This is a genomic window from Vibrio sp. ABH4_348 (assembly GCF_056159765.1).
Genome location: NZ_JBSWVW010000001.1, coordinates 802744 through 822879, shown reverse-complemented (window position 1 = coordinate 822879; position 20136 = coordinate 802744). Strand labels below are relative to the sequence as shown.

The following is a 20136-nucleotide window of genomic DNA, read 5'->3' as shown; positions in this document are numbered from 1 at the left end:
AACATTAGTTTATTAACATCATACTAACGAGTCAACTAAGTTGACATGTCAAGTTAGTTGACTCATTATGTGCTAAGTTGCAATGAAGATGATAGAGCTATGTTTTTTGATCATATCAATACTGACCTGTTTAGGCCGTTAGTCTCTAAAAATGCTCGCTTATATGGTGCGGGTCTTTTCGCTATTTATGAGTCTCTTGTGAACCAATACATTGAGGGTGAATGTACGCCGAAACAAGCCAGACAGGTTATATATAACGCACTATCTTCTGGTAACCAAAATGTTGAATGGATTCAAGAAGATGGAGGTGAAGAGATTCTGGACCATACATCCATGGCGGCTCAGATCTACTCAGTACTGAGAAAAACAGGCTGGGTTATTGAAATGGATGATGTGGGGTATCGCCGGATAGTGTATATCCCGCAACAGTCTTCTCGTTTACTACAAGCCATTAAAAGTGTTAGCGATAAACGTGATTTTTCGATTGGCGCTACCTTTCAAGGGGTATATGGCGCTTTGTTGTCCGTTGAAAGCAACCCAATAGAATACTGTGCTCAAGTAACCTTTGCCGCAAAAGTAACCCGTGAGCTTAGTAATGAGCTTAAGTCTGTTGCAGCAAGTGCCCGAGAAGTGACACACAAGATGCGTGAACAAAGTGTTGACGCTCATTTGTTTCAAACCTTTTTTGATGAGTTCTTGACGGAATGTCTTGGCAGTTTTGACCATATCAAGATTAATAGTCATCCAGAACGATACCGCTCTGAAACTCTTTCTGTCCTTACACGCCTTCTCAACGATGAAGAAAAACTTGACCAGATCTCGGCAAGATTGGCTAGAGAGAATAGTCATACAGATTACAAACATCAGAAGCAGTTAGTCACAAATGATCTAAATGAAATATTTAGGGTTTTTAGCAGCATCCCTAGATTGATGGATATTATTGAGCGTTATAGAAGCGTCACAATTCGGCGTACCCGAGAGGCTATGCAGTACAGCTTCCAGGCTGTACCAGAAATAGGCAGGAAAATCGAAACTGTTACGAAGGCATTAGCTAACTTTTCATTGTGTGAATCAAGTATGCTTTTGCTGGCACCTGTAGTTCATGAAGAGTATTTAGCAGATTGTAGGTTAACCTCACCACGTAAGCCTAAACCTGAAGCACAACCGACAAAGCAGAGAATTAAAACCGTTAATAATTGGGATATCGCATATGGCCGAGTTTATGACGAGTATTTAACTCGCAGAGCAGATCAGCCACAACGCCTTGAAGACTACATATTGAGAGAGCTTGGCGACAAACCATCTATAACCACTTGTGAGATGTCTATTGATGGCCTAGAGGATCTGTTGGCATTTTTACAGTTAAGAGAGTTGCTACATAACAGTGTTCCAATTGATAGTCCATTCGAGCAACTGTCTAAGACATATAAGGTTTCTCGTATAGAAGGTGTGACAACAGATAATGAATACATTACTGCCCCATCACTACGAGTGGAACGGTTTTGCGATTAAGAAGAGGTATAAATGCTTAAAGAATTAGGACTGCTGGTTGACAAATACGAGAGCAGAAACATTTCTGAGGATGATCTTATAGGCGCAGCCGCAGAACTGCGTGCCAAGCAATTCATATGGCAGTCAGGACATGGTCAGGGGCGACATTATGAAATTTTGCGCCATCAGGATTTTCGAGAATATTTTGAAAACTTGTTTGGTGCATTTGGTGATACTTTCTTTGTTGATGAACAATATGCTTATTGTGGGATCATCCCTAAAAAAAGCACTCCAGCCCTCAAACTCAACGAGTCTTTTTTCCTCCTTATATTGGCTAAGCTACATGATGGCGAACTGCGGAAGGGATGTTGCGATGAAGGTCGAACAAGTCCTAGTGAAGACTTGCTTCTTGATGAATATGAGAGGTTGACTGGACGTATTAAGCCCAAATCAAGTGACACTCATGAAGCGCTTGCGCGGTTGGCGAAATATGGAGTTATTGAATTGGGCCCAAAAAACAGTGAAACCGATATGCGTCAAATTACTATCCTCCCTTCAATCATGAAAGTGGTTTCTCAATCATATATTGAAGAAATGCTAGATTTGTGTGGCGTAGATGACGAAGTCACGCCATATGATGAAGATGTTGAGTTTAGTAATGATGGTAGTGAGGTATCTGAAAATGAGTAGGCATTTTGATAAATTGGTTCGAATAACGTTTGTTAACTGGTACTTATTTTCTGCTGAAGATATTGAAGTCTCACCGAATAGTACATTGTTCCGCGGGCAAAATGGAGTGGGAAAAAGCTCAATTCTAGACGGTATACAAACTTGTTTAGCGGGAGCAGATGAACATCTGATGTCAATGAATGCGGCCAGTAGTAACGGTAAACGATCGGGGCGTTCTGTTCGTTCTTATGTATTGGGAGAGGTGGCTGAGTCGCCTGGGCGTTCTGCGAGTGAACCAAGGGCGGAATCCAACAGCTATATTGCGTTAACGTTTCAAAAAAAGAATGATGGCGGGTTTTATTCTTTTGGTGTTTCCTTGCACGCCAGAGAGAAGCATTCAGAGGTGACCAAAAAGCACTTTGCTCTTGATGGCGGTGAGATCAAAGCCGACGACTTTATGCTAGAAGGTGACCAAGTTATCACATGGAAAACTTTTGAGCAGCGTCTCAGAGCAGGAAAAGGAACGTACCTAGCAGCAAACAGTGCTCGCGAATACCGTGATATTTGCTCCGGCCTTATGTCAGCACCTGGTGCATCTAATCAGATATCTTCGGTAGCTATGTTCCGTGCAATTAAGAATGGCCTAACGTTCAAAGAGCGCGATAGTATGTCTGAGTTTTGTCGTGACTTTATATTACCTCAGCAAAACATTGATGTAGTTAGAATAGAAAACGACTACGAAAACTTTACAAGAATTCAAAAGACTATTGCTGAGGCGCTTGAACGATTGAAAGCGCTTCGTAGTATTAACAGTCTCTTAAAAAAATACGAGACGAATACGAGGAAAATGCGAGCCTTCCAGTGGGCTGAACAAGAATCTCTAGTCATTTCTTCAGATACGAATAAAAATTTCTGTGAAGAGCGACTTGAAGACAAAAATAGAAGGTTCAACGATGTTTTGGAGCGCTTAGGGGAGTTAGATACCAAGATTCCAGAGCTTCAGGAAAAACGTGATGAAGCGTTATTGATTTATACAAGTTCCGATTATGCGAGCTCAGTAAAGAAAATTGAAGAAGATATCGAAGCCCAAAATAAAATTAAGGGTGAGATGATAGCATCACTTTCTCGTGTGAGAGGCCTTATTTCTGAATTAATTAAGGAGTATTCACCTCTTTACGTTGACGAAACTTTAAAGTCTCAGCTCAATCAAGCAATTGATGCCTTATGTTTTGCGTCAGGTAGCTCTTTGGGTATGTTTAATTCTCTTTGGCCTCAGTCAAAACAAGACATCCAAGCTGTAGAAGAGGCTTTATTACAGTTCGAGGATATTGCTTCTAATGTCGCTGAGCAGTTACTCGAGCTGAAAGTAGAAAGAAGACCGCTTAACGATGAGATTAGAAAAAAAGGGGAAGTGCTAAGTAGGCTCAGTGAAGGTCAATCCAGTTTGAACCAGTCTACGTTAGCGTTAGTTAAGGTATTGGATGATGAAGGTATTAATTCTTCACCTGTGTGCGACTTGGCTGAAGTCATAGACACGTCGTGGCAAAAAGGAATTGAACATTTTCTCGGTAGCAACCGTGAAGCCCTTGTGATTATAGGCCCCGATGGCGGAGAAGCTTCACCTGAATTGATTGAGCGCGCAATCTCTATCTATAGGGTAGCTAAGAAAACTGACTCGCGAGTTCGCCGTGCCAAATTACTAAATCCCGAAAAAATACCAACAACACCTGAAAACCAAGTGCAAGGTTTTGCTGCTGGCTTGATTAAAGCCAACCACCCTACTGCAGAGCGCTACTTACATGCCCAGTTAAGAAACCTTGATTTGGTAGAAACCGAGTCTGAACTACGGCAGTCAAAACGCGCGATTACCCGTGACGGAATGGTGGCCGCAAACGGTACCATTGGGGGGGGTAATAAAATTGATTTTGTTTTGCTTGGCGAGAAAGCTCGTAAGGATAGCTCTATAGTCTTAGCAAAAGAAATTGAATTGCTCAAAGTCAAGCTAGACAATATGGATCAGAAAATAAAAGGACTTTCTTTAGTCTACGATCATTTAAACACCGTTACAGATCTCAAGCATCAGTGTGTAGTTCTATACGATACTCTCGCGAGCTACCATGAAGCTTGTGGCTGTATCGACGAGTTGACAGAATCTTTGGTGCAACTGAAAGGTTCTGAAGATGGTTATTTAGAAAATGCTTACCGTGCTCACGATAAGGCGTTGCAAAACGCCAACGAAGAAAAAGGGAAACTGAATGTTCAGCATGCCAACCTCGATCGAGACATCAATGAAGAGAATGAAAGGATCTCTAAGCTTAGAGCGATAGGTCAGCAAGCAATTGATAAACGGAGAGAGATTGAAGCACGCGAAGGACACGAAACTGAAGAGAGCATACATTGCTTAGAGGTACTTCAAGAAACCTTTGGTGAAGACAATTACGATGAAATTATTAGTGAAGCTCAATCAAAAACAAAGGAGCACGCTAAAAGGGCTCAAGTCAATTTAACCTCCGGAAAATCAAAGGCTATGGCTTATGCTGTTGAGTATAACGTGCCCGACCGTCGTGAATTTGATGGTATGTCGGGTACGGAGCTGTATGCTCGTTGCCGGGAACATGCTGAGCGAATTGAGAAGACTGATATCGTTCGATACAAAAATGATGCTGATATTGTACGCGAAAATATGATTAAGGGTTTCCGTTCAGAAGTTGTAGCGAAGTTGAAGGATAACTTCCAAAAAGTGGAAAGTACTTTCAAAGACTTGAACAATGCACTGACGGGCATTGTTTTCAACGGTAATACTTATCAATTCAAGTACCCCTTGGTTGAAGACCGCGCTCTTAAACAGGTTCACGCTTATGCTACGAGTACTAGTGATATAGAGCTGGTTAGTCCCGATGGCCTTTTCGCCACACCGGAAGATCATCCTGCTATCGAGCTAATTACTAAAACGCTTGAAGAAGGTCGGCTTATGGATCTATCTGATTATCGAGCTTTCTACAATTACGACTTAGAATCAACATCAAAGGCTACTGGGACAAAACGAGGCTTTAAAGAATTGGTGTCCAAAGGCTCTGGCGGAGAGAAAGGCACACCATACTATGTTGCACTGGGGGCTGCTTTTATGACGGCCTTCAAGATTCGGGTTTCAGGAAAAGAGGCCTTTGGTGGCGCAGCTATTGCAATTTTTGATGAGGCATTTTCAAAGATTGACGGAAGTAACTCCAAGGCTGCACTACAGTTTTTTGAGGATATAGGACTTCAGGTAATTTTAGCTGCACCACCTGAAAGTGAGGCTAAAATCGGCCCATATGTAGAAGAAAGCTATAATGTAATCCGGTCAGCCGATGCGATGTACTTAGATCCAAAGCGATATAAGGAGGCGGCGAGGAAGATGTTGCAAAGTGATGACCCAAGCATTAATCAACACTTGGTGGATGAACGTGTAGCTGAAATGGAGGGATACTAACTCCATGACTTCTATCATAAATACATTGTTCGATAATCTTGCTGGAAAAGTCAACAAATCCCAAGGATTAAAACCTTCATTGGATGTGCCAATATCAGTGTCTGGATTTAAGTTCTATCATGAAGCTACTGTTGATGAGCGGGAGTCACTGCATGCATATTTAAATGATCTCACTCATCAATTTTCATGGTTAGATATCAGTTTTATTCCTAGAGGCTTTGATGAGCATGATCTGCTTCAACGCATAAAAATTGCTTCATCCAGAGATTTTTTAGCTTACCTTGGAGAGCCTGTCGTAGCAGAACAGATTTCAGAGGCTATTCGACATGTTGTAGATGCAAATCTTGTGTTACCTCCACGATTCGAAAACTTAGAGATGGAGTTAAGCAACAGTTGGAAGAAAGGAAAGCGGTATTTCAGCTGTGATTTTACATCATTTGGAAAGCTTATTGATGCCTTGCGAGTTATTGAGTACTTGCACCAACAACCAAGCAACTATTCCATAGATTATCGAACATTGTCTGTGAAGCTTTTTAAAGAGTCTAAAAGGTTAGAACAACTTAAGTTAACGATTTCCAACCTTCTTAAGCCTGATACTCCGGAATTAGATGATTCAAAACCTGATGCTGTTTTGGCTTATTGGGGACTATACCGTTTCCCCCCTTCTCTAAAAATAAAAGGCAAATTAACGATTAAAACCACAAAAGGCCTTTTTTGTGTAGATAATGCTTGGCCATTTATTGGTATTCCACCTGATGCAATCAAGGATGTTATTGTAACGACAGAGCCTAGTTATGTACTGTTCATCGAAAACAAAACGACATTTGAACGCTATTGTCGTGAAATTGATGATGGCGGCCTAATTATTTACACCAATGGTTTTCCTTCCCGCCGCTGGCACTCAGTCTTTAAATCTTTAGATATTGCGCTAAATAATTCAGTTAACTTCTACCATTGGGGAGATATCGATCTTGGAGGATTCAAGATTTTACGTTTCATGGGAGAGCTTTTTGAACGACCGTTGTTCCCTCATCAAATGGATATAATCAATAAATCGGATGACGCTAATGGAGTCTCAGCTAAGGAATTATTAGCGATCATCACCAAAACAAGACCTTTAGTTATTTCAGACAAAATAGTTTCAAAGCTTTCCAAGTTGGGTGATAAAAAAGTCATTCAAATAGAACAAGAAACTTTAGATTTGAATACACCGAAAAGTGTATCCGGTCTGAGTTAGTACAAATTGGAAACTGGCGACAACCTCTGAACCGCTTTGCGATTATATCCGAAAACCGACTCACTGAATTTTACTCATTCAGACCTGCTCTGACAGTTACACAGTACAATTTACGGGGTCTCTACTGGAACCGTAGCTTTAAATAGAGCATGTCCTTACTCCAATCCAAGTACACGCAAATAGCAATGCGACCAAGTTACAACGAATAAGAATCCAAATATAAGTTTTTCCGTTTCGCAATCTCTCCGTAATATGGCTTTTAAACTTTGCTATTTGGGGTACTGCATGTGGAGATTTTTCTTCAAGGCGGCTCATCAAGCTCTCAAATTCATCTTCGATTGATGTCAATGATTTCCTTTCATTGCTCAAGATACACCAATAAATCATGAACACGGTTATAGCTGCTATTCCTATCCCCATATTTACAACCAAAGCCTCCAATCCAGCAGATAGGCCTTTTGATGTCTGGTATGCTTGCGTTCTTGTTGCTGTAAGATACAGAACACCTGGTATCATAAGAGCCTTTGTAAGTGACGAAGAAATCAGGTCATTGATCTTAACCATATATTCACGGTAGCGCTCTTCATACTCTTTTCTAAGATCATCAAAAGAAAATCCAACGACATATGCATGATATCCATCATCGAACTTAGTTGTAAACTGCTCAAAATGCTTCAAAAGATAGCCAAATCGCTCTTCTTCAGCCACATGATATAAAACATGAACTAACGTATTTTGAAGAATATGTGGTTTCGCATCTTTATGAGCATCTTCTGCTAACACGTCAAGAATCCGTTGAAATCGATTAAGTGAGCCGTATTCTTGCCTAAGCAAACTCACATCATACTTTGCACGCAATTTCAGTTTTCTACGGTATAAAAATGTTAAAGACGTATCTGAATGATCTTCCGCATTTTCCTGCAAACGTGACCACAATAGAGAGATTTCAACGTAGTGCTTAACCTTGCCCTCCAAGGAAATGCTTTCGTCTTCACAATCATAATAGCTATGTTCACCGCTGTTCTTGAAAAGAATGAATTTATCAGGTGGTGATACTGGATGATCTTTCGCAAGTTCCTCTATATTTTGGTAAATTCCGCCAAGCGCATTATTTTTAGTCTTGAAGTAACATTCGACAACCTTTCCATACATCGCTGGAGTGATTGAAGATGGTTCTCGCGCCATATTTGAGCGTCGACCACCTTGTATTTTTAACTTATCGATTGTGATGTCGTACTGTTCCGAGAGCAGGCTATGAGTACTCTCGTCAAGTTCGAAAAACGCGACTAAATCCCCAGACTCAGTCCAAGTCGGGTCAAGTTCAACCAATAAATCACGAAGCTCATAAAAGTTCAAAAGGTATTATCCACATCAAGTGTTTAAGTTTAAGCGCAGTATATCTTCATCGCTTAAACCATACAGTTTCAGACAACTAGCGCCTTCATCCCAAACTACAGAGTTATCATTACGGCTAAGAGAGGCTTTACTGAATTTGATGTTAAAAGCTTCATTTCTTATCGTAATTGTACCAAATTTTTTGACTTCGGCTTTATCTAAACCAACAGTCTCACCTAAGTTAAAACTCTCATTTGCAATTGCAATAAACTGCTCAGCCTCACCTTCTTCCTGAAATACATGTTGTGCGAAGTGTTCCAAGCTCATCGAATTCTGTCCACCACTCAATATCATCAAGCTATAGTTCTCTGCATACTCAGATGCAGTTCGTTTCTGATCCTCATCGTACTCCAAACGACTACACGTCATTTCAATTGCTTCGAGTAAATTCTGGCTATCTAACTTAGAGTTACTAGGTTCACTACAACCAACAAATTCTTGGAAGTAAACTCTTACGTCAGAACCTCGACCAATTTTAAACGCGATCGGTTTGAGAGCCGTATCCAATTGCTCATTCAAGTACTGCTCTATGTCAATACGAGCACCTAGATTTAGTGAATCAAGGTTAATTTGCTCAATATCCTCTAAGTCAAGGCGAACAGGATCAATATCCACGCCATCCAATCGATGTAAGAAGATTACTCCCAAAAAATAGTCAGTGAGCTCTTCTTCAGTGTCATCATCAAACTGAGTCATCGAGTAATAGTAAGTGAGAAGAAAGCCGTCTTTTGCTTTTTGTGCTTGGCCTCTGTTCAACTCCGCGGCTAAATCTGCTCCCAAAGTTGAAGCAAATTTCTGAAAGTTAGAAAATCTATAACCCTCTGGGCTAAAGTACTCTTCGAGAGTACTCGCAAAGTTCGGGCGACGCGGCTCTGTGTTAAAGCGACCCAGACGAAGGCCTGTAGTTTGAAAAATTGAGGTTAGCTTTTCCTTTATCGCATCTGACAACACCGAAACATCATTCTCATGTGCTCTAGTCTTGGCTACTGCTTGATTATCATTACCACGTTTAATCGACGTAATAACGAGATTTAATAGTTCTGATTCCATTATGCATTCTGACGCTTATTATTTACGAATATTGTAATCGAGATAGCCTTTTTTTTACAATGATTCAAACGGCTACCGACGTTATTGAAGATGTTCTTCACAAAGCCACAATGAAACAGTCGTTCACTATACAGGTAATAGACTGTTTGCTCTTCCATCGGCAGGCAGCTGGAGTTTAAACCACTCTCACTCAATACTTTACCTGTAATAACTTTCGAGGCTACAAAGTTACCAATCCCATTTTAAAAAGTTCTGTTCTAACTATTTAATTTAGCTAGAACTAAAGTACTGGCTGACATGTAAACTACACTATTATCAGTATAAATTACTGAGGTAGTGATGAATCACTTTATTGACATTGTAGAGCTAGCCAAATTGCTAGATATAACACAGTGACTTAGTCGAGATTGTTTCAGGTTTGAACGAGTTTACAAGCTCACCACTAATTCAATCAAATTTCGTACCTAATTTACGTAGAGCGGGTGTGTGCCAAGGGGTAACAGTGACCTACTTGTGTCGGTTTCAACACCTCGAAATGCTTTTGATAGAATCAGGAAAATTGTCAGGAATACAACGAGAAGAACTAAGTCACACCTTAGCAAAAAAATAGGAATGTTGTTGCATATTGTGATCTAGGCCCAACAAGAAACCTCCTTCCATACTAAGCTTTTCCAGTTTCCTATGTAAAACCTAATTTGAGTTTGACTCCTTAAGTTGACAGCCGTGTTTGTGCGGCTTTTTTTAGTGGTGACTATGTTTGTTGATTTTTGGTTTCTTTTGCCTATCGTAGCCATTTTTTTGTTTTGTTCTGTTTATTCCTACCTTAAACCGGACAATCAGTTATGCCAGCCACTGGCACTATTGTCAGGGTATATCACAATCCTATTAGCATATTATGCAATCGTTCATGGCTAACTATTTTTCGATTGGCTCGCTTTGCTATTCTTTGATTCAACGAGTACCGGATTTCGTGTCCTTAGCTGTACTTCAACTGCTCGTTTTTGGGGCTGTCCACTTTGAAGATCTTTTACTTCTTTCTCTAAGCTGATTTTGCTCAAATTCATCCTGTTTTTGTTTTGCAATTTAAAATACTTTATCCAATAGTTTGTAGTCGACGATTCGAGCTTGGTAAACTTTTTCGAGTTTATCAAAGGTCTTGAAGTTAAGTTCACGATGTCCATAACGAATTGAGATACAACCATCAGGATAATCAAGAACTGACACCACTTTATTAGTAAGCTTGGCATTTTCTTCTGTATCCTCAACCAAACTAACGACGTTATCTTATTGAAATATAAATGACTTACTTAGCTTGTATGTTTCTTGCCATGTGAAGATATTTAACAACTATTGTTAGGTCTATTTTACTAAGCGATTTTGAATGTGAGCTTGAGAAGACAGCATTTAGACTCTTTCCAGTCTGTCCGAGCTTGGATTTGGGGGCATTGGTAAAAAACAAAGTAGATGGGCGAATAAAGTATCAACGACATAAAGTCGATGTTTTTTTTCGGAAGAGATCAGAAACAAAAAAGACGCAGCATTTACCAATGCTGCGTCTTTACATGTATGGCGTCCCCTGCAGGATTCGAACCTGCGACCACATGCTTAGCGTACCACTACAGTTTTCACTGCCATCATATGATGTTTGTAGTCTGGACTATATCATCACCCACAGCATTATCTGTTGGGGTGGAGGGCGCTAGTGATGTATTACGCAATGAGATCGCATTGCATCATCTAGTCTCTGCACCTTCTCTACACGCTTGTAGAGCTTGGCTCAAGATTGCCACCGCCATTACGCGCTGAGGTTCCCTTGAATTCACCCTCTGCACTGTATATGTTTCCAAATACAGGCTCCTCGGTTAAAGGCACGTGCTCTATCCAGCTGAGCTAAGGGGACTTAATTTGAACTTACCACATTATCTCCCATGTGGTAAGTGATAAAACTTAGTAGTAAGCACATTAATTCCATGTGGTAATCTTACCATCTAGCAAGACCTCAGCACAATAAGCATTTTAGATAAAGTGGTAACCTTTAGGGGGTTAGTTGTACTCTATCCAGCTGAGCTAAGGGCGCGCTACAGGGAAAGGATTATACGAGTTGCTCGGCCTAAATCAACGGGTTTCTATAACATTCTGATCTGAATGAGCAAAAAAAGCTCACCCCTCCTCACCATGCTCAATAAAAACACAAAGCAAACGTTTGCTTATAGATGTTCAGTGATTTTTTTGCGACAATGCGCAACAATTTCCAACGCTATCTAATTTTCTTACATTAAAGGAAAGTCATGTCTGCTCAAAACATCGATGGAACCCTTATTTCTCAAACTGTTCGCTCAGAAGTCGCGGCGCGAGTAAAAGCTAGGCTTGAAGCTGGTTTACGTGCTCCCGGACTTGCGGTAGTGCTGGTTGGTGAAGACCCAGCGTCTCAGGTTTATGTCGGCAGTAAACGTCGCGCTTGTGACGAGGTGGGTTTTGTTTCTAAGTCTTATGACATGCCTGCTAACACCTCGCAAGAAGAGCTGCTGGCTCTGATTGATGAGCTCAACAATGATCAAGAAATCGATGGCATCCTAGTCCAATTGCCGTTGCCTGCAGGTATCGATAGCACTGTGGTTCTGGAACGTATTATTCCTGAAAAAGACGTGGATGGATTCCATCCATACAACGTAGGCCGCTTGGCACAGCGTATTCCAAAGCTACGTTCTTGCACCCCAAAAGGTATTATGACGCTGCTTGAGCGTTACAACGTGCCTTTACATGGCAAACACGCGGTGATCGTTGGCGCTTCCAATATTGTTGGCCGCCCGATGACTCTGGAGCTGCTTCTTGGTGGCTGTACGACAACCACATGCCACCGCTTCACTAAAGATTTAGAAGGTCATGTACGCCAAGCTGATCTGCTAGTTGTTGCCGTAGGTAAACCGAATTTCATTCCTGGTGAATGGATTAAGGAAGGTGCTGTGGTAATCGATGTGGGTATCAACCGTCTTGAGTCTGGTAAGTTGGTTGGCGATGTGGAATACGACGTGGCACGCGGTAACGCCAGCCTTATTACTCCAGTACCTGGAGGTGTTGGCCCGATGACCGTCGCTTCGCTAATTGAAAACACTCTGATGGCGTGTGAACAATACCACACCAAGTAAAGTCAAAACGTTTTGTGTCAAGGGAGCCTCAATGGCTCCCTTTTTGTTGCCATTTGTTGAGAGACACTTGTTCAAAAAACACTCTAGCAATCATTAATTTTCAACAGGTTAGCATCAAATCTCTTGTTTAAGACAAAACAAGCACGTTATAGTTATCGATAAAAATATTACCTTCGGGTTAGTCTCTCGTCGGATATTCGCCACAGATACTCAGTCGAAGGTGACTGAACGTTGCTTATGGATGTGCATGGTATGAAGTTACTCTCGTTCAAATACAAAATTGTTCTACTTATTGTTTCCATCATTGCAATTACGATTGCAGCCTCTTACGTCAGTGTGAATCAAGTAGTCAGCCGCTACATTGAGTCCAGTGAATCCCAAAATATTCGACACAATATCGATCTGGCGAATCAAAACCTTAAGTCCGAGTTGGATAATCTGATTGGGCTAGTACGCAGTCTAAACTTCACCATGATGGACATTGCCGAGACCAAAGAAAAAACCCAATTTGATGAAATAGTAAAAGTGGTCAATGGCTATGCGTTTAACGAAAATGGCAACCTCGGCATTGATGGTGGTGAAGCCTATATTGAACTGGCCAATCAACAAACTGAAACACCATCGATTAGCCCGGTAGAGGTTGTAGACGGCAAGCCACGGATGCTAATTTCATTAAAGAGGATGGATGACTCAGTTGATTTTTTTGTACTCGATTTGACAACGCTAAAGGACTTGCTGTCACTTTATCAAGTGTCGGGTAGTTACTTAGAGCTTATTTCTGAAAGTGGGGTAGTTCTCTATTCCAACAAGCAAGATGGCAACCTATCAGCGATTTCACGCCCTGTTGCGTTGGGAGATAGAACCTGGCAACTCACCGGCTATATCGATTATGACCACATTGAAGAAATGACCGATTCGCTTAACCAATCAATCACACTTGTTTTGGTGGTTTGCGGGTTAGTTATTATTGCCATCAGTATCGCAATGTTACACGTTGCGTTTAAACCGCTTGAGAAGCTTAAACTCGTTATTGCTGACCTTTCACAAGGCAACGGTGACCTAACTCAGCGCCTCGAAGTTCGCTCGCAAGACGAGATTGGTCAAATTAGCCAATCCATCAACCAATTTATTGCTAACCTGCAAGCAATGTTTATTGAGGTCGGTGACTCTTCAAAGCACATTGGCGACGCCTGTAAAGAGCTGAAATCGCAAACTCAAAACAACCAATCAACGCTGGTTAAACATACCAGCGAAACTGAAATGGCGATCACCGCGATTGACGAAATGAACGCCACCTCCAGCTCAATTGCGCAAAGTGCAACAGATGCGGCTCAACTGACTGATAAAACCACCAGCGCGGCTAATGAGTCAAAAGCGATTGTTACCCAAGCCGTTTCAAGCGTTTCTGCTTTGGTTGATGAAGTTGCAGCCATGTCTAGGTCCATCAATGACATGAACGCTGATACGCAAAAAATCAGCTCGGTATTGCAAGTGATTGGTGATATTGCCGAGCAAACCAATCTGTTGGCCCTGAACGCTGCAATTGAAGCGGCGCGCGCCGGTGAACAAGGTAGAGGCTTTGCTGTGGTTGCTGATGAAGTTCGTGCGCTTGCCGCAAGAACTCAAGATAGCACCTCTCAAATCAACCAAATGTTGGAACAGTTGAACAGTACAACTCAGAGCGTTGTAAGTGCAATGGACACTACGCGAAACAGTTGCGAGCAGACTGCAGAAAACACACACCGTGTAATGGATTCGCTAGAGCAAGTGACGGACTCAGTCTTGGAGATAAATGACTTAAATGCTCAAGTGGCAACGGCTGCTGAGCAACAAAGCCAAGTCACCGAAGAAGTGAGCCGGAATATGGTGGCAATTCAAGACATGGTGAACGAACTGAACACCAATGCCGACCAAGCGGCGAAGATCAGCATAGATATCGATGACACCTCGGATCATCTTGAAGATATGATGGGAAAATTTAAGCTCAAATAACTTGGTCTACCGACAAAACGTTACAAACAAAAACGCCCCAACCTATGTTGGGGCGCTTTTTATTCACCTTACTTAAGGTAATTAAGCAACGGTCAGCTTAACGTTCAACGTATGCTCATCAATTTTATATGCTTCACCTTCACCTTCCGCTAAGTCAAACGAGATAGTTGTCGTTAGCGTTTCACTGGTTAGGTAATCTTGGTGCTGTTTGATCCATCCGGCTAGAGGCTCACCTGCAGCTAGCTCAAGGTTGATACGGTCTGTGACTTCTAAACCTTGCGTCTTACGCTGCTTTTGGATGCGGTTTACCACTTCGCGAACTGTACCTTCAGCAATCAAAGACTCATCGAGTTCAGAATCAAACTCCATGGAAATGTAACGGTTAGAAACTGCGTTTACGCCCTCTTTCGCCGCGCGGTAAATAACAATCTCTTGATCGGTAAATACCACACCATCCAACTCAATTTGTCCGCGGTCTTGTAGCTCTTCAAGTTGAGCTTCAGTCATTTTCTGGATCAAGCCTGCAAAGTGCTTCATGCGTTTACCAAGCTTTTTGCCAAGCACTGGGAAGTTAGCTTTGGCACTTAGGTAGATGAAATCCTGCTCCTGAGTACTGAAGTTCACTTCTTTAATATTAAGCTCAGTTGCGATGTAATCCGCAAGCACTTTCACGTCTTCCAACACTTCAGGATCTTTGTGAAGTACAGTCGCGCGACGCAGTGGCGTCTTCAACTTGATCTTAATGTCATTACGCTTCTGTCGACCCATAGTTACCAGGTGTTGGAAACGCTCTACGCTGGATTCTAGTGCAGCCTTACGCTTGCTTTCATCCGGTTTCGGGTAATCACATAGGTGAACCGAGATTGGTTGGTCGTCTTGCGCTGAGTACTTAGCCAAACCTTGGTAAACGTGCTCAGACAAGAACGGCGCAAACGGTGCCATTAACTTAGAGAAGGTCGACAAGCAGTAATGCAATGTTGCGAACGCTTCTTGCTTATCTTGCGTCATTTCTGTTTGCCAGAAGCGCGAGCGGTTCAAGCGGATGTACCAGTTGGTTAACTGCTCTAGGAAGTCAAACAACGGTGGTACCACGTTGTACAGCCGGTAAGCTTGCATCTCGCGGTTCACTTTTTCTTTCAATGTCTCTAGGCGAGATACGATCCATTGGTCAAGGATGTTGTTTTCACCCGGGCCTTGGTCGCACTTCCAATCGTCGATGTCAGCGTAAGTCTGCAAGAATTTGAAGCCGTTGTACCAAGGCAGCAATACCTGACGCACCATTTCTTGAACGCCGGAGTCCGCAAAGCGCTGCTCTTCGGCTTTTACTAGACCTGAATTGATCAAGTAAAGACGCAGTGCATCTGCACCGTATTGCTCCATCAGGATGTCTGGTGCCGTGTAGTTCTTAAGGCGCTTAGACATCTTCTTGCCGTCTTCCGCCATCACGATACCGTTCACGATAACGTTGTTAAAGGCAGGCTTGCCGAACAAACACTCACTCAATACTTGCAGTGTGTAGAACCAACCACGAGTTTGGTCAACGCCTTCTGCAATAAAGGCAGCTGGGAAGTTCTTCTCAAACTTCTCTTTGTTTTCAAATGGGTAGTGCTGCTGGGCGTAAGGCATTGAGCCAGACTCGAACCAACAGTCAAAGACTTCAGGAATACGGCGATAAACACCCTCTTCACCTTCTTTGGTAAAGGTCAGTTCATCAACGAAGTCACGGTGTAGATCTGATACTTCAACACCAGATAGTGCTTTCAGCTCAGCGACTGAACCAATACATTCCGCATTGCCAGTCACATCGTTGATCCAGATTGGAAGCGGTGTACCCCAGTAACGGTCACGAGATACAGCCCAGTCAATCGCATTCTCTAGCCATTTGCCCATTCGGCCTTCTTGGATATGACCTGGAACCCAATTGATTTGGCGGTTGTTTTTCACTAGGTTGTCGCGAACCTTAGTGACCTCGATGTACCAAGACGGTACCGAGCGGTAAATAATTGGCGTATCAGAGCGAGGACACAGTGGGTAGCTGTGCACTAGGGTTTCTTGGCGATATAGGTGACCAGAATCCTTTAGTGAACGAATGATGCCTTTATCTGCATCTTTAACGTATTGACCAACAAAATCAGTAACTTCTGCCGTGAATCGACCGCGGCTATCCAAAGGGCACTCACTTACCTTCATGCCGTTTGCTTTACAAACGCGGTTATCGTCTTCACCAAATGCCGGCGCCATATGAACAACACCAGTACCGCTTTCGGTCGAGACATAGTTGTCTGCGAAGATTTGGAATGCGCCACGCTCAGCGTGCTCAGCAAAGTATGGGAATAGAGGCTCGTAACTTTGACCTGCTAATTCAGTACCTTTGGCTTCAGCGACGATTTCAACTTCATTATCTTTTGAGAAACCTTCTTGAAGTGCCTTAGCCACCCATACTTTTTTACCTATGGTCTTGTCATCAACCAATACGTAATCAATGTCTGGGCCCACACACAATGCAAGGTTAGATGGCAGAGTCCAAGGTGTTGTTGTCCACGCTGCGATGTACGCGTCTTGGTCTTCCATCTTGAAAAGAACAGTGGCTGCAGGATCTTGAACGTCTTTGTAGTTTGAAGAGGCTTCAAAGTTAGACAGAACGGTTTCTAGTTCAGTCGAGTAAGCAACAACTTTCTCGCCTTTATAAACTAAGCCTTTGTCCCAAAGCTGCTTGAATACCCACCAAACACTTTCCATGAACCAAGGTTCCATGGTGCGGTAGTCGTTTTCGAAGTCAACCCAACGACCAAGGCGACTGATTGTTTTTTCCCACTCGGCAGTGTAACGCTGAACAATGCCACGACATTCGTTGTTGTATTTTGCAATACCTAACGACTCAACGGCTTCTTTGGCTGACATACCCAAAGATTTGTCGATTTCGTGCTCGATAGGTAGTCCATGACAGTCCCAACCAAAGCGGCGTTCAACGTGCTTGCCCAGCATGGTTTGGTAACGAGGGATGATATCTTTGATTGTAGAGGCAACTAGGTGGCCGTGGTGCGGTAGACCAGTCGCAAACGGAGGGCCGTCATAGAAGACGTACTCAGGTTTATCTTTAGTTTGTTCCAACGAACGTTGGAAGACATTTTCCTTTTTCCAGAACGCTAACACGTCGTGCTCAGCGTCTACAAAAGAAAACGCATGATTCGATGAGTTTTGCTTTTTATCCGTCATATCTGCCTCTTCTGTCTAAGAGGCGGCATTAAAAAACCCGCCTCTTAGGCGGGTTAGAAATTTTTCTACAGTCGAACCCACCACTCCTAGGGAATGATGATAATAATTCGTTGGATGTTCTTAACTGTATTCATGCCGACAACATACCGAGTGCGGGTATTTCTGTCAACCTAAAATTGGCTTCCCAGCTTAAGGGAACTGTGGTTTTCGCTCCTAGTCAAAAGCGATTCGATCGGCCAAATGGCTTACCGCAATCGCGAAATAATGAGAGCGGTTCCACTTCATCAACACGTTATAGTTGTTGTATACCAAATACACGCGACCGTTTTCATCATCTGGCGCGACTAACCAAGCTTTGATGTCTTGACTCAGCTTAGGTAGTGGACTGCCGTTGTAACGACGAACTCCCAACTCATTCCATTCAGTAATGTATTTGCCTTTTGCAGCTTCACGGCCTTGCAAAGACATGTCAAAGCCTTTGGGCAACTTGACCTGACGCCCCCAGGTGTAGTCCTCTTGCCAACCAGACTCACTTAAGTAATTAGCCGTTGACGCAAATACATCGGCTTTAGTGTTCCAAATGTCTTTACGACCATCTGCATTGCCATCGGCCGCTAAGGTCAAAAAAGAAGATGGCATGAACTGACACTGTCCCATTGCACCAGCCCAAGAGCCTTTCATGTTTTCAGGTGCGATGTGGCCTTGTTCTAGAATGGTCAATGCAGCAAGTGTTTCTTTGCGGAAAAACGCCTCACGTCGGCCTTCATACGCCAAGGTCGAAAGAGCGGAGATGACATTGAAGTTACCTGTAAACTTGCCAAAGTTACTTTCAACGCCCCACAGTGCCACAATAAATCTAGGTGGCACACCGTACTGCGCTCCGATGCGATTCAACTCATCATAGTGTTTTTGGTACAGGCCTTTCGCTTGTTTTACTTTCCAATCTGGTACCGCACGAGGGATGTATTCATCCAAAGTGAGACGGCGCTCAGGCTGATTGCGGTCAGCTTTTACTGAACGTTTTTTGTATTCAACGTCTGCAAATGCCGCATCTAATGTACTTTGCGAGATCCCTTTTTCTAATGCTTCTTGTTTTAGCCCAACAACGTATTCATCAAAGGTTGGGGAGTTAGCCAATGCACTCCCGGAAATTGCTAACCCGACGACCAATGATAGTAGTGATTTCAATCTCGCCTCCTTGCAAAGGTAGCTGACTACTCGGTATCTGATTCACCGCGCAGTTTAGCTTTGCGCTCTTTGTGTTCTTTTAATAAATCGACTGGTGGTGGGGGTACTTGTAGGAAAAAACCATCAACCAGTAGCGACTTCTTCACTTTCTCAATATCAACTTGTGCCAATTGTCTGCCCTCCATTTTTATCATCATGACAAAAATGGGCGAACCAAACTTCTCCAGTAATACTTCTGGAACGCGTTCAAAATCGTCGCGCTTATTTAAATATAAATACATGCCCTCTTTTTTGGGGCTTTTATAGATGGCAGTCAACATAGTACTACTACTTACTCTCTCTTTATGTCAGGCAAATAACAAGTCAGTTCAAAGGCCCGTCAAACATTAAGTCAAAAAACAGTCAATTTTTTGCCAAAAAACAACCAATCAGTTTTGGCTCTATTGCTGCCGTGTAGCGGGGAATATAACATGACTCACCCTGCCTCAGGCAATGTCAAATGCTCCGCTGTATCAAGGAAATCTAGATGACATCATGTGACACACGTACTTCTTCCCGCAAACCCGATCTAAAAGGTAGCAGTTTTACCCTGTCGGTCTTGCATTTAGCTGATCATAATGTCGAGAACGCCATTAACTACGTAACTGAAAAAGTCGCACAAGCACCTAGCTTTTTTCAAGCAGCACCTGTGGTTTTAAATGTAAGCAAACTTCACCAACAGATCGATTTTGATCAGTTAAAAGTGGGAATCGAGTCTGCAGGCATGATTCCCGTGGGAATCACGGGTTGCCATGACGAAACCTTAAAGTCAGCGGCCCGTCAGTCCGGCTTTGCCATTCTGAGCGCCAGTCAAATTGCTCATCAGCAAGCTAACCAAGCTAAAGAAGAAGCTCAAAGCAAACCGCCTAAGGTTATTTTCAACCCGGTGCGGTCCGGGCAGCAAGTTTACGCGCAGGGTTCGGATCTGATTATTTTTAATAATGTGAGTGAAGGCGCTGAAGTGATTGCCGATGGCTCAATTCATATTCACGGCACACTGCGTGGCCGAGCAATCGCTGGCGCACAGGGCAATACCCATTCTGTTTTGGTCTGCCAAAAAATGCAGGCCGAACTGGTCTCAATTTCCGGTCACTACTGGCTCATTGACGATAGCCAATCCGAATACTGGCAGCAGAAAGTGATGTTGTCACTAAGCGGAGACAAACTCGAATTCAAACACATCACCCTATAAACGTTCGCTCTTAGCAGTTCGCCAAAGCAGCGCCGTATGATAATTATTAAAG

At 42.8% G+C, this 20136-nt stretch carries 13 protein-coding genes; 7 read left to right on the top strand and 6 right to left on the bottom strand.

What is annotated here, in order from left to right:
- Positions 1-99 precede the first annotated feature (99 nt).
- Genes ACXAFJ_RS03800 through ACXAFJ_RS03785 form a run of 4 tightly spaced genes read left to right on the top strand, consistent with a single transcriptional unit; the run spans position 100 to position 6866 of the window.
- Positions 100-1512, top strand: coding sequence for a Wadjet anti-phage system protein JetA family protein (locus ACXAFJ_RS03800; RefSeq protein ID WP_475321523.1), 1413 nt, complete (start codon positions 100-102; stop codon positions 1510-1512).
- A 12-nt stretch (positions 1513-1524) separates the two neighbouring features.
- Positions 1525-2181 (top strand): DUF4194 domain-containing protein, encoded by a 657-nt coding sequence (locus tag ACXAFJ_RS03795; RefSeq protein ID WP_475321521.1) that lies wholly within the window; start codon positions 1525-1527, stop codon positions 2179-2181.
- Positions 2126-5629: an SbcC/MukB-like Walker B domain-containing protein gene (locus ACXAFJ_RS03790; protein WP_475321519.1), complete on the top strand. Its 3504-nt coding sequence runs from the start codon at positions 2126-2128 to the stop codon at positions 5627-5629. The genes ACXAFJ_RS03795 and ACXAFJ_RS03790 overlap by 56 nt, the downstream gene beginning before the upstream one ends.
- Before the next feature lie 4 nt (positions 5630-5633).
- The gene (locus tag ACXAFJ_RS03785) at positions 5634-6866 is read left to right on the top strand and encodes a Wadjet anti-phage system protein JetD domain-containing protein (RefSeq protein ID WP_475321517.1); all 1233 of its coding nucleotides are present in this window, start codon (positions 5634-5636) and stop codon (positions 6864-6866) included.
- A 138-nt stretch (positions 6867-7004) separates the two neighbouring features.
- On the opposite strand, the gene ACXAFJ_RS03780 is transcribed toward ACXAFJ_RS03785, so the two are convergent.
- From ACXAFJ_RS03780 to ACXAFJ_RS03770, 3 genes are all read right to left on the bottom strand, one after another.
- Positions 7005-8222, bottom strand: coding sequence for a hypothetical protein (locus tag ACXAFJ_RS03780; protein ID WP_475321515.1), 1218 nt, complete (start codon positions 8220-8222; stop codon positions 7005-7007).
- Positions 8223-8237: 15 nt separating this feature from the next.
- The gene (locus ACXAFJ_RS03775) at positions 8238-9311 is read right to left on the bottom strand and encodes a nucleoid-associated protein (protein WP_475321514.1); all 1074 of its coding nucleotides are present in this window, start codon (positions 9309-9311) and stop codon (positions 8238-8240) included.
- A gap of 1083 nt (positions 9312-10394) precedes the next feature.
- Complete coding sequence (locus ACXAFJ_RS03770) at positions 10395-10580, bottom strand: hypothetical protein (RefSeq protein WP_475321513.1); 186 nt, start codon at positions 10578-10580, stop codon at positions 10395-10397.
- Between the two features lie 1019 nt (positions 10581-11599).
- On the opposite strand from ACXAFJ_RS03770, the gene folD reads away from it, so the two are divergent.
- Positions 11600-12457: a bifunctional methylenetetrahydrofolate dehydrogenase/methenyltetrahydrofolate cyclohydrolase FolD gene (gene folD / locus ACXAFJ_RS03765; RefSeq protein WP_475321512.1), complete on the top strand. Its 858-nt coding sequence runs from the start codon at positions 11600-11602 to the stop codon at positions 12455-12457.
- 252 nt (positions 12458-12709) lie between these two features.
- The gene (locus ACXAFJ_RS03760; protein WP_475321510.1) at positions 12710-14449 is read left to right on the top strand and encodes a methyl-accepting chemotaxis protein; all 1740 of its coding nucleotides are present in this window, start codon (positions 12710-12712) and stop codon (positions 14447-14449) included.
- Positions 14450-14530: 81 nt separating this feature from the next.
- Here the strand turns inward: ACXAFJ_RS03760 and ileS are convergent, their stop codons facing one another.
- The 3 genes from ileS to ACXAFJ_RS03745 form a co-directional block, all read right to left on the bottom strand.
- Positions 14531-17665, bottom strand: a complete 3135-nt coding sequence (gene ileS, locus ACXAFJ_RS03755; protein WP_475321509.1) for an isoleucine--tRNA ligase — start codon at positions 17663-17665, stop codon at positions 14531-14533.
- Positions 17666-17878: 213 nt separating this feature from the next.
- Entirely contained in the window at positions 17879-18853 is a 975-nt protein-coding gene (locus ACXAFJ_RS03750; RefSeq protein ID WP_475321508.1) for a lytic murein transglycosylase, read from the bottom strand.
- A gap of 26 nt (positions 18854-18879) precedes the next feature.
- Positions 18880-19173: a YcgL domain-containing protein gene (locus ACXAFJ_RS03745; protein ID WP_475321506.1), complete on the bottom strand. Its 294-nt coding sequence runs from the start codon at positions 19171-19173 to the stop codon at positions 18880-18882.
- A 206-nt stretch (positions 19174-19379) separates the two neighbouring features.
- On the opposite strand from ACXAFJ_RS03745, the gene minC reads away from it, so the two are divergent.
- Entirely contained in the window at positions 19380-20084 is a 705-nt protein-coding gene (gene minC / locus ACXAFJ_RS03740) for a septum site-determining protein MinC (protein ID WP_475321505.1), read from the top strand.
- The last annotated feature ends 52 nt before the right edge of the window (positions 20085-20136 follow it).